The organism is Vescimonas fastidiosa (genome assembly GCF_018326305.1).
Classification (GTDB): Bacteria; Bacillota; Clostridia; order Oscillospirales; family Oscillospiraceae; genus Vescimonas; species Vescimonas fastidiosa.
In genome coordinates this window covers 1,338,650-1,358,588 of the sequence record NZ_AP023415.1, presented here as the reverse complement: position 1 = coordinate 1,358,588, position 19,939 = coordinate 1,338,650, and the positions used below count along the sequence as shown (strand labels likewise).

Below are 19,939 nucleotides of genomic sequence, written 5' to 3'. Positions count from 1 at the left end.
CTTACCATTGTTTTTCAAAGGCTGTATCTATCTGTGAGTTGTAGTGACCGCACGTACACAAACCACGTAAATAATCTACAGCAACCGGTATCATTATGATAGGAAATCTACAATCTGCGGAGATTTGCTTGTAGAATCAATACAGCTTGTGAACATTCAGCGCCATGGCGATATGGCCCACCATAGAGTTAAAATCAAACACAGGCAGACCCAATTCCTCGCGCACGCGAGAGGCGAAGGGAGGAAGATCGGTGCATTCAAAGACTACGGCGCCGATGTCGGGATGCTCCTCCAGACCTTTGCGCAGGACGTCCACTACCTCACTAGCAACAGCGTCCAAATCAAAGGGGCCGTTAGGATCACTGTATACGCGGCTCCACTCGGGCTGCTCGTGCATGCTGTAAATAAGCACATTTTCGCGGTTAGTGATATTGGCACGGGCAAGGTGCTCCTCAGTCAAGTCGTTAGAGTTGGCGGTCAAAATAGCAACCTTACCGTTTTTGCCCACGATGGTCTGAGCGAACGGTACCTGCAGCAAGGAGCTGGTGAAAACCACCTCGGGCACTGCGGCAGCCAAAGCCTCCTGATAATATGCATTGAAACCGCAGCTGGTGGTGATAGCCTTTACACCCTGAGCGGCCAGTTCCTTACATACTCTGATATACTCATCCAGCAGCTCCTGGCAAGGATTGACTTCAACTGTGTCCATGTTTGCACCCTTAACGTGTACCAGCGCAACATCAAAGGGATAGGACTCAGGGTTGGTGCTGTTTCCGGGAAGAGTTTCCAGCTTCATCAGAACATCGCTTATCTGATCGGCGTCCCAGCGCAGCAAGGCGATTTTGGGCATCTTTTCCATAACAAATAACTCCTTTAATTATTTTGTTTCACTCTTTATAAATAATGTGTAATGCGGAATGGTTCTTTTGTTATTAAATTGTGGGAAGGCTGCTCATGAGGCATCCCTCGTTACCTGCCATATGCCAATGATGATGATCGTTGAGCCAAAAAATGTCATCCAAGTAATGGGCTCACCCAAAAAGATCACACCGCCAAAAGCAGAGCAGATCGTGGCAATGGTACTGAAAGTGGATATTCTGGTAACGCTCATCATACCGCAGGCATAATTCACCAGAAGATTGGCTGCAATACTACAGAATAGGCACAGTACCACCAGCGCAAACACGTATTCCGGATTTCCTAACGGCGCCGCATAGGCTCGCACATCACCGTGTAGGTCTATCATAGATTTGATAGTAAAGATAATGGCGTTAGCTACTACGATCGCATAGGTTCGCTCAAACGAAGAGAACTCCTCGCTGGACTTCTTATTGTAGAGCTTCATACCGGCAGCTACGATTTGGGATGCAAATAAAAAGATGGCACCCAAGGGCTTGACGATTCCCATGGAACTGCCCACCGACGTTATGATGATAACGCCGGCAGTGGGTAAAAGGGAAAAAATCTTTTGCCTGCGAGTAGGCTTTTCTCCCAAGAACAGCATTGCTGCCAAAATACCGACAACCGGCGCAAAGGCCATGACGGTGCCAGCGAAGGTTGCGTTGCTGTAATAAACGCCGTAACTCTCAAAAAAATAATACGGCGGTTCGAGCAGTGCAAGTGCCAGAAGTGGGCGAAAGTTTTTGCCTTTCAGGGAAAAAGACTTTTTCCCGCTCCAAATCAACGCGGTCATGATAACCCAGGAGGCCAGGAAACGCATGGAAAGAACAACGGTCGGGCTTGCCGAGCTCTGCGCAATGCGAGTAAAAAGGTAGCTGAATCCCCAAATAACCTGCCCCACACAGACGCAGATTACGGGGAGAGCCCGATTTTTTTGTGGCCAAGAGAAAAAAAGCTTATTCATGAAACCAATATAGCCCTCTTATATAAGTTACGAACCGCAACAGAGAAAGCCTATGTTGCGGTTCGTACTTACAGAATTAACAGATAACCGGTTAAGCTATCAGTTGTTAAAACATGGTATCGGGATCCAGGGGAGTATACTCGCAATGCTGGCTATCAGCAACCTCTTTCTGGGTGATCTTGCCATTTACCATCGCTACGCAGCTTCTGAGGACATAGTTCTTTTTGCAGGCCTCTTTGATGCCGTACTTGGCAATATCCTGTACCAGCGGGAAAACGTATGCGCCATAGCTCTCGTTGGCGGCCGTAGGAACCATTGCGGGGATGTTGGTAATACCAACATGGACGATGCCTTCTTCGACGAAGTAAGGATTGCTGATGGTAGTATACTGGGAGGTCTCGATGATGCCTTCACCCTCCAGGTCAACGATGACAGAACCCTTACGCATGCTGCGAACCATATCGCGGGTCACGATGGGAACTTCCATGCCGGGATAGGCATAGATGCAGTTGATCAGTACGTCGGCCTTAGCCACTTCCTCGGCGAAAGCGGTCTTGCTCATAAAGCGGAGATCCGTGTTCTTCAGCACTGTGCGCAGATACTCCAGGCGCTGAATGTTTACATCGAAGACGACCACTTCGGCACCGAGGCCCTCAGCAGTCTGTGCTGCGCACATACCGGCATGACCGCCGCCGAGAATGCAAACGCGAGCTCTTCTTGCGCCGGTAACGGGAACGATGGAGACACCGCTGCCGCCGTACTGACGCTGCAGATACTGGCCACCCAGCAGAGGAGCCGTACGGCCAGCAATCTCGCCCATGGGACGGGTCATTGCGCGGGAACCGTCGGGATAACGAGAGGTTTCGATGGAAATGCAGGTCACGCCAGCGTCAGCCAGGATCTTGACCTGCTCGGGCTTGGCAGTACCTTCGGCCATGTGGAAAGCAGTCATGATGATCTGACCCTTTTTGAAGGGCATCTTCATGTCACCGTCAGTCATGTCCTTGAACTTGCCGATGAAGTCGCACTTCTCATAAATCTCTTCCATGGTGTCAACGCACTTGGCGCCAACCTTGAGGAATTCCTCATCGGAAACACCAGCGGGCTCCATAACGCCCTTCTGGAAATAAACCGTATGTCCCTGAGCAATCAGAGTCGCAACATTACGAGGAATCAGACCAGCCCCCACACGAGTCTCGTGGTCCTTGAGTTCACGGGGAATACCAAAAATCATAAGTGTTACCTCCCAAAAAAACATTTGGCTAAACTTAGCCTATTCTTGTTGTGCGGGATTGCGAACAGAGTCTTATATACGTCCAATTGCATTATATTGCCCCGCTTATGATTTGTCAAGTATGCCGCGAAAAAAAACTTAAGAAATCCTGGCCGCGAAAAAAACATAAGGAATCTCAGAGAATCAGCTCCAGATTTTTCTTTGCCTCCAATAGAAGTTTCTCAATTTGCTGACCCTTTTCTTCTGTGTAGCGGAAAGTGGGTACAGAAACACTCATCGCAAAAATGGGTTTCTCATTTTTGTAGATGGGCGTGGCAAGGCACTGGATAAACTGATAGTTTTCCTCCTTCTCGCGTGCAATCTGTGTTTTCCTGACCATTTTGGTCTGCTGATATAGCTGCTCTGCATCTGCTACGGAGTATTCTGTCATCTTGGGAAGCCCGTCCTTGAACAAGGCCTTTATCTCATCCAAGGTATGCTCGCACAGGAGAGCCTTTCCCAGAGCTGTACAGTTTGCAGGAATCTGCTTGCCTACCGCAGAGAACATGCTTATGGGTTCCGGTGATTCAACTTTCATCAGGTATTGCACGTTTATCCCCTGAAGCTCACCCATGTGACAGGTTTCGGAACATGCATCCACAATGCTCTGCATGATGGAGATCGCCTGTGAATAAAAAATGTCGTTTTTGACGTACGCGCTGCCAACCTCAAACGCTTTGCGTCCGATGCTGTATTTTGCCTCAGGAGAAGAGTACTTCAGGTAGTGGTTTGCTTCCAGTGTGTGAATGATAGGAGATACACTGCTTTTGGGAACATCTAACGCGGTTGCAATTTCCGTTAACGTGTAGCCCTTGGTGTCACCACATAATGCCAGAAGGGAGAGAATATCCAATGCTCGCTGGGTAGAACGATGCTGCTGTGCCATAATGCCTCCTTATAATAATAAAAAATATTTATGCCTTATGCCGGAATAAGCGCGGATGTAACTTGAAATTACACAGAACAGGCGCCAAAACTTCCTTTTTCGCATATACGTACACAGTTCGCATATGCATACTAACACATTGGGCTTTGGAATTCAAGATAAAAATGAACGAACTATTTTGTGCAACACAACAAAAAAGCCTCGTTTCCCCATCTTGAAATTAAAATATCTTGACAAAGGCCGACAAATCCCCTATAGTTACACCAAGACGAGATTGCGGACGAGTTCTTATATACGTCCAACCGTACGTTTTCCGTCTTAATGTTAATGGACTTAACGGAATGTTGAGGTGATGCCCTATCCCAACGTGTTTTTCGAGAGCTTATCTCTCGTATCTATCACATTTAGACACATTTAGAATAGCAGGATCGAGTTTGCCTAAACATTCTGTTGCCTCACTTTTACCAACAAGGAGTTACCGCAATGATTAACAAAGAACAGGTCATTTGCAAGATTTCAAGCGAAAAAATCATTGCAATTGCCAGAGGGATTTACGGCGAACAGTGTATCAATCTTGCGAAGGCCCTGTATGATGGCGGCATTTCACTGCTGGAAATCACTTACGATCAGAGCAATAGCCAGTCTGTTCAAGAAACGGCAGATACAATTCAAGCACTGAATTCTGCTCTGGGTGATAAAATGATGTTTGGCGCCGGTACCGTGATCTCCGCTCAGCAGGTCGATGTTGCGGCGGATGCAGGTGCAAAGTTTATTATCTCTCCCAATACCGATGAGAGTGTAATCGCCGAAACTATCAAGCGAGGAGTGGTGTCTATCCCCGGTGCCGCGACCCCCACTGAAATTTTGGCTGCAAGTCGTTGGGGTGCGGATTTTGTAAAACTGTTCCCCTCGGCTCAACTGGGATTTGATTACATCAAGTCCATTCGTGCGCCTATCAACCAGGTGAAGCTTCTGGCTACCGGAGGCGTAAACCTCGACAACATCGGTATGTTCCTGAAGCTGGGTATGGTAGGTGTTGGTGTGGGCGGTAATCTTTGTAGCAAAAAGCTCCTCGCTGAAGGACGCTATGACGAGATTACTGCAACCGCAAAGAAGTTTGTTGCTGCTTTAGAGATTTAATGATGAAAAAGAGAGTAATTACATTTGGAGAAATCATGCTTCGCCTGAATCCTGTAGGCTATTACCGGTTTGTTCAGGCGTCCCAATTTGAATCCTCTTATGCCGGTGGAGAAGCCAATGTTGCTGTTTCACTTGCTAATTATGGGATGAGCGCCGCATTTGTCACAAAAGTTCCCGAGCATGAGATCGGTCAGTGTGCCGTCAATGCCATGCGGCAGTACGGGGTCGATACGACCTACATGTACCGTGGTGGAAGCCGGTTGGGTGTCTATTACGCAGAAAAGGGCGCCTCTCAGCGTCCCTCGAAGGTCATTTATGACCGGGCCGGTTCATCCATCACTACAGCAAAGCCGGAGGAGTTCCAGTGGGATGAGATTTTCCGCGATGCGGACTGGTTCCATTTCACAGGCATTACCCCTGCGCTGGGAGGTGATTTACCGAAGATTTGTCTGGATGCCTGCAAGGCTGCAAAGAAAAGGGGACTTACTGTTTCCTGCGATTTGAATTACCGCAAGAAGCTGTGGTCCCGCGAGGACGCCGGGCGCGTTATGGCAGAGCTGATGCCCTATGTGGATGTGTGCATCTCTAATGAGGAAGATGCAAAAGATGTTTTCAACATCGAGGCTGCCAACAACAATGTGGAAGGCGGCAATCTCAACAGACAGGGATACATTTCTGTAGCGCAGCAGCTGCAGGCGCGTTTCGGCACAAAGATGGTTGCCATTACACTACGGGAATCCCTTTCGGCCAACGATAACAACTGGGGAGCCATGCTTTATTGTGATGGTCAGGCGTATTTCTCTCCCACCTATCGTATTCACATTGTAGACCGCGTGGGTGGTGGAGATAGCTTCGGTGCAGGCCTGATCTACGGTGTTCTGGAAGAGAAGGCACCTCAGGATGCTATCAATTTCGCCACAGCCGCTTCTTGCTTGAAGCATACCATCGAACACGATGTGAACCTTGTTACCGTGGAGGAAGTAAATGCTTTGGTCGCCGGTAACAGCACGGGTCGTGTTCAGAGATGATGTTGAAATCCAATATCATCCCACTATTATCCATTATTATGAGGAATACAGCCCCAAGATCATAAGGACATCTGTATTCAAAACCCAAGGCCGTCCTTAACGATGTGTTTTACACACATCGTGCGGAATATATTAAAAATCAATAGGAGGACACAATGAAAAAGTACATTTCGCTATTTCTAGCCGCTTTGATGCTGCTCTCCCTCTTGGCTGGCTGCGGCAAGAAGTCTGACGGTGGGGACGGAACCCGGACCCTCGTTCTTCGCAATACCGCTGGTCTGTCCACCAACGATCCGCACGCTACTACCAACACCCACGATTATACCGTCTTCGAGAACATCTATGAGGGCCTCTATGATTTGAACGAGGCCACCGGCGGCTATGACCTGCGTCTGGCTGAGAAGGTCGAGGCCAATGACGATGCCACTGAGTATACTGTCACTCTGAAGCAGGGCGTCAAGTTCCACAATGGTGAGACTATGACCGCTGATGACGTTGTGTTCAGCTATGCTCATGCTCAGAAGGATGCGCACATGGGTTCCTACTGCCGTCCTCTGGATCATGTTGAGAAGGTTGATGATTATACCGTTAAAATCGTTATGAACCAGCCCTTCTCTCCTATTGGCCATATGCTGCACAAGGTGAAAATCATGTCCAAGAAGGGCGTCGAGGAATTGGGTAACGACTTCGGTAAGGTTCCCAACAAGGTCGGTACCGGTCCTTACATGTGGGATGAGAACAATTATAACCCCCTGTCTTCTTGGTCCGCCGTCGCTTTTGAAGACTATTATCGCGGCAAGGCCAAGATTGAGAAGATCACCTGGAATGTGATCGCGGATGATACCTCCGCTATCACTGCCCTGCAGAACGGTGAGCTTGACTATATGGTCGTTCCCATTTCCTATTGGGAGGATATCAAGGCTTCCAACAAGTTCAACTGCGTGGAGAAAGAGTCCAATGAGGTAATGCTCTTCTGCATCAACGTTGAATCCAAGACGCACGGCGAGCTCCTTCGCAATGATAATATCCGCCTGGCTATGATGTATGCTCTGGATCGTGACGGTATCAACAAGCTGGTTTGCGACGGCTACGGCACTCCTACCTATATGTACATCAACCCCAATTACGCCGCTGCCGCTCCCGCTGCTGATTCTCTGAAGAACCCCATCCCCTACAATCTGCAGAAGGCTAAAGAGCTGCTTGCTCAGGAAGGCTATCCCGATGGCATTGATATCGGTGAGTTCAATGTCGCTGCCGGTCGTAATGAAAACTTCGGTGTCGCTGTCCAGGCTCAGCTCGAGGCTGCCGGCATTAAGTCCACTCTGGTTGTCAGCGACTACAATGTTGCCGGTGATCGCAATGTTGCTCAGGAGTACGATATCTGCATCGCTTACGACTGCGGCAACTATGACTTCAACAACTTTGAGCAGCAGTCTTCTTCCGCTGCTATTGGCCTCACCAATGTTTTGTTCAACGGACCCTCCGGCAAGTTCAACGACCTGTCCGCTAAGTTCGATGAATGGCTGAAGGAAGGTTCCTCCACTGCTGATGAAGCTAAGCGGCTTGAGATCTATACTGAGATGTACAATGCCTATTATGACACGCACACTCAGGTTCCGCTGATCAATCTGCCTTCCTGCGTTGCTTATAGCAAGGATCTGAACGCCATCGCAGTTCCCACCGACTACCGTGTCTATGATTGGAGCTGGAATAGCTAATTAACGGATTGAACGCATAACAACAGCCGTTATTAGCCGTTATTTGTGAAAGTTGTGTGCAGGCGGCAGGAAAGGGCTTCCTGCACACAACTTCTATTTCAATCCCCGCGGGTATGATCTCTCCGTGCACAAAGCACATTTTGCCGAAAGTTTTCCGTCAGTCCGTAAGAAAGTAGGGAAATATGTATCGATATATTCTCAAACGCCTATTGTTCCTGATCCCCACCGTGCTTGGTGTGACCCTTATTATCTTTGCCGTTATGAACATTACGCCCGGTAACCCTGGCCGCATGATCTTAGGCGCCAACGCAAACGCGGCGGAGGTTGAGGCGGTGAACCAGGAATTGGGCTTTTATGATCCGGTCCTCGTTCGTTGGGCCCGTTATTTGGAAAATGTTTTTACCAAGGGTGACTTTGGTCAGTCTTATTCAACAAAACTCGATGTTTTTGATGAGCTTTGGCCTCGTTTTATGATTACGCTACGTCTTGCTGTCTTGGTCCTTGTGTTATCAGTCAGCATAGGTGTTCCATTAGGTATCCTGTCGGCAGTTAAACAAAACTCGCTAATGGATACCATACCAACGATGATAGCTTTCTTCTTAGCAGCCGTACCAAGCTTTGTTGTCGGCATTGTACTTATGTATATATTTGCCCTGAAGCTTAACTGGTTCCCATCCTTTGGCCTGACGTCGGCGAAGCATTATGTTTTGCCCGTTATTGCGGCCACGATTTGCGAATTGTCTGCGTATCTGCGCTTCACAAAGTCCTCTATGCTGGAGTCTATTCGCCAGGACTATGTTCGTACTGCCCGCGCTAAAGGCGTTGCAGAACGTACGGTTATTTGGAAGCACGCATTGAAGAATGCGCTGCTGCCCGTGGTTACTTCGATTGGTATGCGTTTCGGCTGCCTGCTGGCCGGCATGGTTACCACAGAAAAATTGTTTTCCATCCCGGGTGTTGGTTCTCTAATCGTTGATTCCATTAGTTTGAAAGATGAGCCTATGATTATCGGCTGCGCCATAATGGTATCTGTCTGCTTTACTTTGCTGATGATTGGCGTGGACTTAATTTATGCTTTCATTGATCCGCGTATCCGAGCCAAGTATAGTAAAAGGAGGTAATCTTGATGGCTAAGATCAATACGCGCCCCAGCGTCGATGCGTTTGAGGGCGGTGACATCAATTTTAAGCGTCCCAGTCAGGCCAAAGAGATTATCCGCCGACTGAAAAAGAATAAGGGCGCAATGGTCGGTCTGATTTTGCTTATTCTTATCATTCTGGTCGTCATTTTTGCAGACGTGATTGCCCCCTATGACGCCGGCGTTATTCAGGTTGCTGAAAATAAGCTGGCTGGTCCAGGGACCCCGGGACATCCGTTGGGCTGCGATAGCTATGGCCGCGATGTCTTATCGCGTCTGGTACACGGTGCCCGTAACTCGCTGAAAGTGGCAATTATCGCCTCGATCACCTCTTGCCTGGTCGGCTGCACATTGGGCTCTATTGCCGGCTACTTCGGCGGCAAGGTTGACCAAATCATTATGCGCTCACTGGACATCTTCATGTCCATCCCCGATCTTCTGTTCACCATGGTGGTTGTGGCCGCATTGGGCTCCAGCATTCCCGTTTTGATCATCGCAATGACGCTGGCTTACTTTACGAACTATGTACGTCTTGTTCGTTCCGGCGTCCTGAATCTAGTAGATCAGGAATATGTGGAGGCTGCTCGCGCAGGTGGAGCCAGTCCTGCACGCATTATTCTCAGTCATATCATCCCCAACACCTTGGGCATCATTTTGGTTAACGTGACCTTGAATGTTTCCAGCCTGGTCATCTATCAGTCCACCCTGAGCTTTATTGGACTTTCTCTACCTGCACCTGCGCCCGAATGGGGCTCCATGCTGTCCAGTGCCCGTGTTGATATGCTACGTGCACCCACGCTAGTGCTCTTCCCCGCCTTGGCCATTGTTCTGACCGCGTTTTCTGTGAACCTGTTGGGTGACGGACTGCGCGATGCTATGGATCCTCGTCTGAAGAGTTGATGCCGAGAGAAAGGAATTGTCTTCATGAGCAACACAGAAAAAATGTTAGAGATTAAGGACCTGAGTGTAATTTATGAAACCGATCTGGAGACAGTGTATGCCGTTAACGGTGTTACTTTGTCTCTGGAAAAGGGCGCTACCTTGGGCTTGGTAGGCGAGACTGGTGCCGGTAAAACCACACTCGCACTGACACTTATGCGCCTTTTGCCTGAGCGTACCGGTAAAGTTACCTCCGGCAGCATCACCTTTGAGGGCGAGAACGTCGTGGAGTTGCCTGAAGCGAATATGCGCAAGATCCGTGGCGATAAGATCGCCATGATCTTCCAGGACCCCATGACTTCCTTGAACCCGGTGCTGACTGTGGGGGAACAGATCGCTGAGGCGCTTTATGTTCACAACGATAGCGGCCGCAGCAAGGAAGAAATTGAAGCCCGCGTTGATGAGACGCTGACGCTGGTGGGTATTCCCCCCGCCAGAAAGCACGAGTATCCCCATCAGTTCTCTGGCGGTATGCGCCAGCGCGTTGTGATAGCGATTGCCTTGTCCTGCGAACCTGATCTGCTGATTGCAGATGAGCCTACTACCGCTCTGGATGTGACCATTCAGGCGCAGGTACTGATGATGATCCGTGATTTGCGTGACCGGTTAGGGACCTCTATGATTATGATTACCCATGATTTGGGTATTGTGGCGCAAACGTGCGATAACGTGGCTGTTATGTATGCCGGTGAGATTATCGAGATGGGATCCGCTGAGGATATCTTTACCTGCCCGATTCATCACCCCTATACAGATGGCCTATTCGGATCACTCCCTAACCTCAAGGAAAAAACGGATCGCCTTCATCCTATTGCAGGGCTAATGCCGGATCCGACCAATCTGCCCAAGGGCTGTAAGTTTGCACCGCGGTGCGATAAGTGTATGGAAATCTGCAAGGAAGTACCTCCGGAAGTCTATGTTGACGGTACCCACTCCATCCGCTGCCATCTTTATTGCCAGAAAAAGGAGGACTAAGCCATGGCAGAAGAGCGAATCCCTCTAATCGAAACTGTTGACTTGAAAAAGTATTTTAAGGTAGGCGACAAGTCTTATCTTCATGCAGTCGATGGTATCAACATGAAAGTGTATCCTGGGGAGACTATCGGCGTGGTTGGTGAATCAGGTTGCGGAAAGAGCACTTTGGGTCGCACCATCCTGCGCTTGATTGAGCCGACCTCCGGGCAGATCCTGTATAACGGCGAGGACATTACCAAGCTTAATGCCCGCCAAATGAAGCGGATGCGTCAAGAAATGCAGATCATTTTCCAAGATCCGTATGCAAGCCTTGATCCGCGCAAGTCTGTCATCGAAATCATTGCCGAATACATGATCATCAATAAAACGCTGCCTACCAAGCGGGAGATTTATAACCGGGCGGCACATTTGATGGATGTGGTTGGGTTGGCTCGCCGCTATGCTACGGCATATCCCCATGAGTTGGACGGTGGTCGTCGTCAACGTATCGGTATTGCCCGCGCTCTTTCTGTTAACCCGAAGTTTATCGTCTGCGATGAACCTGTTTCCGCTCTGGATGTTTCCATTCAGGCGCAGATTCTTAATCTGCTTATGGACTTGCAGGATGAAATGGGATTGACATATATGTTTGTCACACACGACTTAAGCGTTGTGAAGCATATATCCAATAATATTGTCGTCATGTACCTGGGCCAGTGTTTGGAGTTTGCATCCTCGGATGAGTTATTTGCAAGCCCTCTCCACCCTTATACAAAGGCGTTGCTATCCGCCATTCCTGAGCCGGATATCTCCATGCGCAACAAGGAGATTAAGGTTATTAAGGGGGAAGTAGTCAGCCCCGTGAACCCCAAGCCCGGTTGCCGCTTTGCCGCTCGTTGCGAGTATTGTCAGGAAAGGTGCATGCAGGAAGCCCCCACGCTGAAGGAGGTTTCACCCGGTCACTTTGTTGCCTGCCACCTTTGTGAAAACTGATTTTGTATAAGAGACGCACAATAAGCTGATTATCTTATCGGGTGCTCCGATCCCAGCAGGTATATGCTGGTTCTGCATCTGCTCTTATGACTTCTCTGACGCGCCTGTGCGTGTATGCTGCGATGCAGACACTCGTGTTTCGGTGCTTCTTAGCAGATAAGTATTTCTTCGTGCCATACGGAAACTAGTTGACCGTATGGCACGAAGAATATTGAATGGTTATTTATTTTGTTGGAATCAGATTTACGGCATAGCTGCCGTATGTCTCATTTAATATGCTATACCATGTCAGACGAATCCATCCAAATGCTCAAATGCTGGAAATCGTCGCATTTTAAATTAGGAGGAACGTTTCATGAAGTTTTACCCCAGTATATTCAACGATTGCCTTTCTCCCATATATCCAGGCCCCTCCAGCTCTAATACCGCCGCGCCATATCGATTGGGAATAATGGCTACGGATATGCTAGACGGTAAACCTGCACACATGTACTGTGAAATGTCCAAAAGCGGCGGATACTTTGCTACCTTTTACGGACTCCATAGTGATAAGGGCTTCCTGGTTGGTGTCCTGAGAAAGGATATGCTCACATATGACTATGAACGTGCTTATGCGGATGCTGAATCGGAGGGCCTGACCTACGAATTTGATTTTACAGACAATGTGCCGGCGATGCCTTCTGAAGCTGCGTGGATGTCTCTGACCTCCAATACAGGGGACAAGCTGTTCGTCAAAACCGTTTCACTCGGCGGTGGAGAAATCTATATTGATAATCTGGACGGCATTAAGACTTATATTGATGGAAAGTACTACTATTTGCTTGTACGAGTTTCCACAAAGAATGCGTCTGATATAGAAAATAGGATCGATCTGCCCTATACCTGTGCTGAAGATGGCAGAGGTATGAGTTTGATCACCGTTCGGAGTCGTGAGGCATACAGCCGCGAATTGCTGTCTGATTTGCGCGCAGCAACGGGCGTTGTATACGCGCGTTGTGTCAATCCGGTTTACGACATTCTTCCGATCGAAGAGCCGGATATGCCCTTTACTACGGCAAAGGAGATGTTCGACTATGCCGCCCAGAAGAAAATCCCGGTGTGGCAGGCGGCTTTGGACTATGAACGGGCTATCAGCGGCTTAGATGACGAGAAACTGATGGGCTTTGCCGAGAACTTGTGGGACTTGACCGTGCATGCTGCGGAAGAAGGCTACAAGGTCACGAAATTTGACGGAGCAATTATTGAGCCCCATTCTGCTCAAATGAAGGCGCTTATTGAACAGGGACGCACCATTCCTCTGGGCGTGGGCGATATGGCCACAGCTGATGCATTCGCCGTTAAGGAATACGGTGCAGTCCATGGCGTTATTGCCGGTATGCCGGCCGGTGGTGCCGCAGGTGTCCCCGTTTCCACTATTCATCATGCCATAAAGCATCTGGGAATGACTAAGGAAGACGGCATAAAAGCACTGATGACAGCAGCGATCATAGGTATCTTCTATTATCCCACTCACTATCATGGCGCATGGGGATGCCAAGCCGAGGTCGGCATTTCCATTTCAATGACTGCCGGAGCGGTGGCGTCTCTTATTTCTGACGACTTAGATGTAATCGAACGTGCTGCCGTATTAGGCGCGCAGAGCATTCTGGGACAGATTTGTGATCCTATCGAGGGCGCAGGCCAAGTTCCCTGCTTCCTCCGCAACATTACGGCCGTTCCGACTGCCATTGCCTGCGCCAATGCTGCACTCGGCGGATGCGAAACATTGACCAGTCTGGATGAAATGGCAGAGACCTTATTGCGAGTTGGCATAAAGCTCAAGACGATGGGACTTAACGACATGGGCGTATGCTATTACGACATGCAATGCACCAATAAGGCAAACTGCGCCTGCACTTGCGGACATTAATGCAACAGAGAACGTTTATCAGACAAAGACTATGCGCTTTTGCACACAGATGATTACGAATTTTCTGCCTGCTTTTTGAAGCGGGTGATGAACAGAGAATAACAGGAGAAAAACCCATGAAAACATATCCCAGTATTTTTAACGACTGCCTCTCTCCCGTCTCTCCCGGTCCTTCCAGTTCTAATACTGCCGGCCCGTATCGTTTAGGCTCTATGGCTGTTGACCTCTTGGAGGGTAAACCGTCCCATCTATATATCGAGATGGCTAAGGAAGGGGGATATTTTGCAACTTTTTATGGTATGCATAGTGATAAAGCCTTTCTGGCCGGTATCTTGAAAAAGGATATCCGCACCTACGACTTTGACCAGATCTATACGGATGCCGAGTCCAACGATTTTTCCTATACCTTTGAATTTACCGACAGTGTACCTGTCAAGCCTTCCGAATCCGCATGGCTGACACTGCGCTCCGATAACGGTGACAAAATCTTTGTCAAGACAGCTTCTTTGGGCGGCGGAGAGATCATCATCAGCGAGATGGACGGTATCGAGACTTATATTGACGGGAAATTTTACTATCTGCTGGTGCGTGCTGCCACAGAGAAGGTATCCGAAGTCCATACGATGCTCTCTTGCTCGTTCACCACGGTTGACGGCGGCAACGGAGAAAGCTTGATCACAGCCCGCAGCAGAGAACCGCTGAATTCTAAACTTGTGGCGGAATTGCGCCATAAAGAGGGTGTGGTCTATGCCAGATGCATAAACCCCGTTTATGACATTATCCCCGTGGACAACCCCCAGATGCCATTTACCACGGCGAAAGAAATGTTTGACTATGTGAAAGAAAAGAATATCCCGGTGTGGCAGGCGGCCTTGGACTATGAACGTGCTATCAGCGGCTGCAGTGATTCGGACTTGATGAAAATTGCCGAGAGCCTGTGGGATTTGTCTGTATATTCTGCCGAGCAGGGCTATGCAGTGACCTCTTTCGACGGCAACACCAGTCCTCATGCCCTCCAGACCAAAAACCGTTATGAAAATGGGCCCATTGTCTCTTTGGGCGTTGCCGACAAGGCTTCCGCTGATGCGCTTTCCATCATGGAATATGCCGCAGCTCATGGCGTAATTGCCTGTATGCCTACCGGCGGATCTTCTGGCATCCCCGTACCATCCATCCGATACTCCGCCGAGGCGCTGAAAAAATCCAAAGAGGATTGCCTGAAGGCCCTTTTGGTAGCCGGCATTGTAGGTATCTTCTACTATCCCACGCATTACCACGGTGCATGGGGGTGCCAGGCTGAGATTGGCGTATCCATCTCCATGACGGCCGGAGCATTAGCTTCTCTGCTTACGGATGACCCTGATGTGATCGAGCGTGCTGCTGTGCTTGGGGCGCAAAGCGTTTTGGGACAAATATGCGACCCGGTAGACGGTTGCTCCCAGGTTCCTTGTTTTATTCGCAATATGACCGCCGTACCCACTGCGATCATCTGTGCAAATGCCGCCTTGGCAGGCTGTGAGACCCTGCTGGGGTTGGATAAAATGTCAGAGACGGTGCTGCGAGTGGGATTGAAACTGAAGGAGTACGGTATCAATGATTTGGGCGTGTGCTATTGCAAAGTTCAGCGTGATGCCGCTATTGCTGCAAAAGAGAGAGTAGGTGAAGATCGTGAATAATTATCCCTTTCCGAGCTTGCGTGATGTTGAAGTTTTCCGAAAGGCGCTGCACTCCGAGCAGGGTGCTTTCGGACCCTTTATGATCACCTCCGACCCCGCCTTCGTGGAGGCGGCGGGCTACGCCGGTTACGATTTCGTGCTGCTGGACATGGAGCACGGTCCCGGCACCTTTGAGAACCTGCAAAACCTGATCCGCGCTGCCAATGTGTCCGGTGTCTGCCCCGTAGTCCGCGTTCCCCGGGGAACGGACATTTGGATCGACCAAGCCCTGGACGTGGGTGCCGGTGCGGTGATGATCCCCCAGATCGACACCGCAGAGCAGGCGAGGATCGCCGTCTCCGCGGCAAAGTTCTCCCCCCGCGGCACCCGTGGGACCTGCCGCTTTGTCCGCTCCGCCGCCTATGGTGCGATCCCCGGTGCGGATTACTTTGCCAAGGCACAGGACACCATGGTGATCCTTCAGGCAGAGGGCCAGAAGGCCATTGACAATCTGGATGACATCCTCAGCGTTGAAGGTGTGGATATCGTGTTTGTAGGGCCTTACGATCTGTCTGCCTCTCTGGGCATCATCGGGCAGATCAACCACCCCAAAGTCATGGAGCTGATCGGCGAGATCTGCCGCAAGGCGGCGGCAAAGGGCGTGCAGGTGGGCTGCTTCGCCGATTCTGCGGAGTCCGGCAGAAGGCTGCTGGAAATGGGTGTCCGCTTTGTGGGATATTCCTGCGATACCGCGATCTTTATGAACATGGCGAAGGCAGACATCGCAGCCTTCCACGGTGAAAAGTGAAAGTTGGGAAAAATAATATGAGCAAAAAGAATTATGTGGTCATGGACGGCAATACCGCCGCAGCCCATTCCGCCTATGCCTTTACCGAGGTGGCGGCCATTTACCCCATCACGCCGTCGTCCCCCATGGCTGAGAAGGTGGACGAGTGGTCCGCCAAGGGGAAAAAGAACCTCTTCGGCACACCGGTGGACGTGATCCAGATGCAGTCCGAGGCGGGTGCCGCCGGCACCTGCCACGGCTCTCTTCAGGCCGGCGCCCTGACCACTACCTTTACTTCCTCTCAGGGTCTGATGCTGATGATCCCTGCCATGTATGCCATGGGCGGTCAGTTCCTCCCCAGCGTCATGCACATCGCCTCCCGCGTTGTGACCTCTAACCACCACTCCATTTTCGGCGATCATACGGACTTTATGACCTGCCGTACCACCGGCTACGCCATGCTGATGTCCTCCTCCCCTCAGGAGGCCATGGATCTGGCGGCGGTGGCGCACCTGTCCGCTATCAAGGCAAAGTACGCCTTTATGCACTGCTTCGACGGTTTCCGCACCTCTCACGAGATGCAGCGTATCGAAGCGCTGGACTACGAGGAGCTGCGGCCCCTGCTGGATCAGGACGCACTGCGGGATTTCCGCCGCCAGTCCCTGAACCCGGAGCACCCCACCAACCGCGGCAACAACGTCAACCCCGACGTGTACTTCCAGTGCAAGGAGGGTGCCAACGTTAAGTCCGCCATCGTGCCCGGAACGGTGCAGCACTACATGGACGAGATCAACAAATTGACGGGCCGCGACTACAAGCTCTTTAACTACTACGGCGCCCCCGATGCCGAGGAAGTGGTGGTGGCCATGTGCTCCGTCACCGAGGCTCTGCGGGAGACCGTGGACTATCTCAACGCGCAGGGCCGCAGGGTGGGCATGGTGCAGATCCACCTGTACCGCCCCTTCTCCGTGCCGGATTTCTCTGCCGCTATCCCCGCCGCCTGCAAGCGCATCGCCGTGCTGGACCGCAGCAAGGAGACCGGCTCCGTAGGCGAGCCCGTGTACCTGGATGTGGTCACGGCGCTGAACCAGGCGGGCCGGGGCGACATCCGCGTGGTGGGTGGCCGCTATGGTCTTAGCAGCAAGGACACCACCCCCGGCCAGCTCATCGCTGTGTACGATAACCTGCGCCAAGAGATTCCTAAGAACAGCTTTACCATCGGCATTTGCGACGATGTGACCCACACCTCCCTGGACTATGAGAATGTGGAGTTCTCCCATCCCGGCGAAATTTCCTGCAAAATCTGGGGTTTGGGCGGCGACGGCACCGTGGGTGCCAACAAGAACGCCATCTCCACCATCGGTCTTGTGGCCGACAAGTATGCCCAGGCATACTTCTCCTATGACTCCATGAAATCCGGCGGTCTGACCCAGAGCCATCTGCGCTTCGGCGATGCGCCCATCCGCAGCACCTATTTGGTGTCCTCTGCCGATTTCGTAGCCTGCCACGCACCTACCTATGTCAAGAAATATGATTTGACCGAGGACCTGAAGGACGGCGGCACGTTTCTGCTGAACTGCCCCTGGCAGGTAGAGGAGCTGGAGGAACGTCTGCCCGCCAAGATGAAGCGGGATCTGGCCGCGAAGCACGCGCAGTTCTATATCATCGACGCTGCCAAGCTGGCGGCGGAGGTGGGGCTGGGTAAGCACACCAATAATATCCTTCAGGGCGCATTCTTTGCCCTGACCAAGGTCATCCCCATGGACGTTGCCGTGGCGGATATGAAGAAGAACAACTACGCCACCTACTTTAAGAAGGCGGGACAGAAGATCGTGGATCTGAACGACAAGGCGGTGGACGTGGGTATCCACGCCGCCGTGAAGGTGGAGATCCCCGCCGCGTGGGCCTACGCGCAGGACGCGCCTGCCGCCGAGATCAACGCCACGCCCTTCGTCAAGGACATCGTCCTCCCCATGGATCGCCAGCAGGGCGACAAGCTGCCCGTGTCCGTGTTCCAAAAGCACGGCGTGCTGGACGGCACGTGGGAGAACGGCACCTCCGCCTTCTCCAAGCGCGGCGTGGCTACCCTCGTTCCCAAATGGGATGAGACGGCCTGCATCCAGTGCAACCGCTGCGCCATGAGCTGTCCCCACGCCGCCATCCGTCCGGTGCTGCTGACCGGGGAGGAGCAGGCACAGGTGCCCGCCGCTTTCGTCACCGCCCCCGCCAAGGGCCTGGGGAAGGACGCACCCGCTTACAGCTTCCGTATGCAGGTATCGCCCTACGATTGTCTGGGCTGCGGCGTGTGCCTGACGGCGTGCCCCGCCGAGGGTGCCCTGACCATGGTGCCCTTCGAGGACATGAAGGCAGAGCAGCCCCTATTCGATCAGGTGGCCATGGACGAGAAGTATCTGAAGCCGGACGTTATCAGCGACAAGTCCGTGAAGAGCATCCAGTTCGCCAAGCCCTACTTCCAGTTCTCCGCTGCCTGCGCTGGCTGCGCGGAGACGACATACATCAAGCTCCTGAGCCAGCTGTTCGGCGACCACATGTACGCCGGCAACGCCGCCGGCTGCTCCTCCGCCATCAGCGGCGGCGCGCCGATCCTGCCCTACTGCAAGGACTGCCACGGCTATGGCCCCGCATGGGAGCACTCCCTGTTTGAAGACAACGCTGAGTTTGCCTACGGATTCTTCCACGCGCAGGACATCATCCGCAAGGAGCTGATGGTGCATCTGGAGAAGCTGCAATCGCAGGGTGTGGCGGTGGACGCCATCGCCGCCTATCTGAAGGATTGGAACGACAGCACCAAGTCCCGCGCCGTGACCGATGCGCTGCTCGCCGCCGTGGAGGCGGCTCCCCAGAACGACGACACCGCGTACATTCTGGAAAACCGCGAGTATCTGGCGCGGAAATCCGTCTGGGCGATCGGCGGCGACGGCTGGGCGTATGACATTGGCTTCGGCGGTATCGACCACGTGATGGCGCAGAACCGCAACGTGAATCTGATGGTGCTGGATACCGAGGTGTACTCCAACACCGGCGGGCAGGCGTCCAAGGCAACGCCCACCAGTGCCACGGCGAAATTCGCCGCCGGCGGCAAGCAGGTGTCCAAGAAGGATCTGGGCGGCATCCTGATGCAGTACGGCTATGTATATGTGGCCCAGGTGGCCATGGGCGCGGATCAGGCGCAGACGCTCCGCGCATTCCGCGAGGCGGAAGCCTATGACGGCCCCTCCATCGTCATCTGCTACTGCCCGTGCCTGGAGCAGCATATCAAGGCGGGCATGGGCTGTACGCAGGAGGAGATGAAGAAGGCAGTGGAGTGCGGCTACTGGCACCTGTACCGCTACGATCCCCGCCGCATCGCCGAGGGCAAGAACCCCTTCCAGCTGGATTCCAAGGAACCCGACACCGACAAGCTCATGGACTTCCTCATGGGCGAGAACCGCTTCGCCTCCCTGAAGAACAACTTCCCGGAGAAGGCGGACGCGCTCTACGCCAAGGAGATCGCCGATGTAAAGGCGCGCTACGCCAAGTATAAGAGGATGGCGGAGGAAAACTGAAGCCTGCTTCCGTATACTGAGCGATCACAGCGGGGGAATCGCTCCAACCAAGCGATTCCCCCTTTTTTCAAACCATTTGATAATTGCCG

At 51.8% G+C, this 19,939-nt stretch carries 15 protein-coding genes; 11 read left to right on the top strand and 4 right to left on the bottom strand.

The window, feature by feature from the left end; genetic code table 11:
- Positions 1–136: 136 nt before the first annotated feature.
- From KI236_RS06415 to KI236_RS06400, 4 genes are all read right to left on the bottom strand, one after another.
- Positions 137–859, bottom strand: coding sequence for an aspartate/glutamate racemase family protein (locus KI236_RS06415; protein WP_212820332.1), 723 nt, complete (start codon positions 857–859; stop codon positions 137–139).
- 93 nt (positions 860–952) lie between these two features.
- Positions 953–1,864 (bottom strand): DMT family transporter, encoded by a 912-nt coding sequence (locus KI236_RS06410; RefSeq protein WP_212820329.1) that lies wholly within the window; start codon positions 1,862–1,864, stop codon positions 953–955.
- A gap of 106 nt (positions 1,865–1,970) precedes the next feature.
- Positions 1,971–3,098: an alanine dehydrogenase gene (locus KI236_RS06405; RefSeq protein ID WP_212820327.1), complete on the bottom strand. Its 1,128-nt coding sequence runs from the start codon at positions 3,096–3,098 to the stop codon at positions 1,971–1,973.
- Positions 3,099–3,273: 175 nt separating this feature from the next.
- Complete coding sequence (locus tag KI236_RS06400; RefSeq protein ID WP_212820325.1) at positions 3,274–4,023, bottom strand: IclR family transcriptional regulator; 750 nt, start codon at positions 4,021–4,023, stop codon at positions 3,274–3,276.
- A gap of 483 nt (positions 4,024–4,506) precedes the next feature.
- Here KI236_RS06400 and KI236_RS06395 point away from each other — a divergent pair, with 483 nt between their 5' ends.
- From KI236_RS06395 to nifJ, 11 genes are all read left to right on the top strand, one after another.
- The gene (locus tag KI236_RS06395; RefSeq protein WP_212820324.1) at positions 4,507–5,163 is read left to right on the top strand and encodes a bifunctional 4-hydroxy-2-oxoglutarate aldolase/2-dehydro-3-deoxy-phosphogluconate aldolase; all 657 of its coding nucleotides are present in this window, start codon (positions 4,507–4,509) and stop codon (positions 5,161–5,163) included.
- 2 nt (positions 5,164–5,165) lie between these two features.
- The gene (locus tag KI236_RS06390) at positions 5,166–6,191 is read left to right on the top strand and encodes a sugar kinase (protein ID WP_212820323.1); all 1,026 of its coding nucleotides are present in this window, start codon (positions 5,166–5,168) and stop codon (positions 6,189–6,191) included.
- Positions 6,192–6,346: 155 nt separating this feature from the next.
- Entirely contained in the window at positions 6,347–7,909 is a 1,563-nt protein-coding gene (locus tag KI236_RS06385) for an ABC transporter substrate-binding protein (RefSeq protein ID WP_212820322.1), read from the top strand.
- Positions 7,910–8,091: 182 nt separating this feature from the next.
- A complete protein-coding gene (locus tag KI236_RS06380; RefSeq protein ID WP_212820321.1) occupies positions 8,092–9,030 on the top strand; it encodes an ABC transporter permease in 939 nt (312 codons plus the stop codon).
- A 5-nt stretch (positions 9,031–9,035) separates the two neighbouring features.
- Positions 9,036–9,947, top strand: coding sequence for an ABC transporter permease (locus KI236_RS06375; RefSeq protein WP_212820320.1), 912 nt, complete (start codon positions 9,036–9,038; stop codon positions 9,945–9,947).
- A gap of 24 nt (positions 9,948–9,971) precedes the next feature.
- Complete coding sequence (locus tag KI236_RS06370) at positions 9,972–10,961, top strand: ABC transporter ATP-binding protein (protein ID WP_212820318.1); 990 nt, start codon at positions 9,972–9,974, stop codon at positions 10,959–10,961.
- A 3-nt stretch (positions 10,962–10,964) separates the two neighbouring features.
- Positions 10,965–11,933, top strand: a complete 969-nt coding sequence (locus tag KI236_RS06365; protein WP_212820317.1) for an ABC transporter ATP-binding protein — start codon at positions 10,965–10,967, stop codon at positions 11,931–11,933.
- A 355-nt stretch (positions 11,934–12,288) separates the two neighbouring features.
- Complete coding sequence (locus KI236_RS06360; protein ID WP_212820315.1) at positions 12,289–13,842, top strand: L-serine ammonia-lyase, iron-sulfur-dependent, subunit alpha; 1,554 nt, start codon at positions 12,289–12,291, stop codon at positions 13,840–13,842.
- Between the two features lie 116 nt (positions 13,843–13,958).
- A complete protein-coding gene (locus tag KI236_RS06355; protein ID WP_212820313.1) occupies positions 13,959–15,518 on the top strand; it encodes an L-serine ammonia-lyase, iron-sulfur-dependent, subunit alpha in 1,560 nt (519 codons plus the stop codon).
- Positions 15,502–16,305, top strand: a complete 804-nt coding sequence (locus KI236_RS06350) for an HpcH/HpaI aldolase family protein (RefSeq protein ID WP_212820311.1) — start codon at positions 15,502–15,504, stop codon at positions 16,303–16,305. Before KI236_RS06355 ends, KI236_RS06350 begins: the two co-directional genes overlap by 17 nt.
- A 17-nt stretch (positions 16,306–16,322) precedes the next feature.
- The gene (gene nifJ / locus KI236_RS06345; RefSeq protein WP_212820309.1) at positions 16,323–19,850 is read left to right on the top strand and encodes a pyruvate:ferredoxin (flavodoxin) oxidoreductase; all 3,528 of its coding nucleotides are present in this window, start codon (positions 16,323–16,325) and stop codon (positions 19,848–19,850) included.
- The last annotated feature ends 89 nt before the right edge of the window (positions 19,851–19,939 follow it).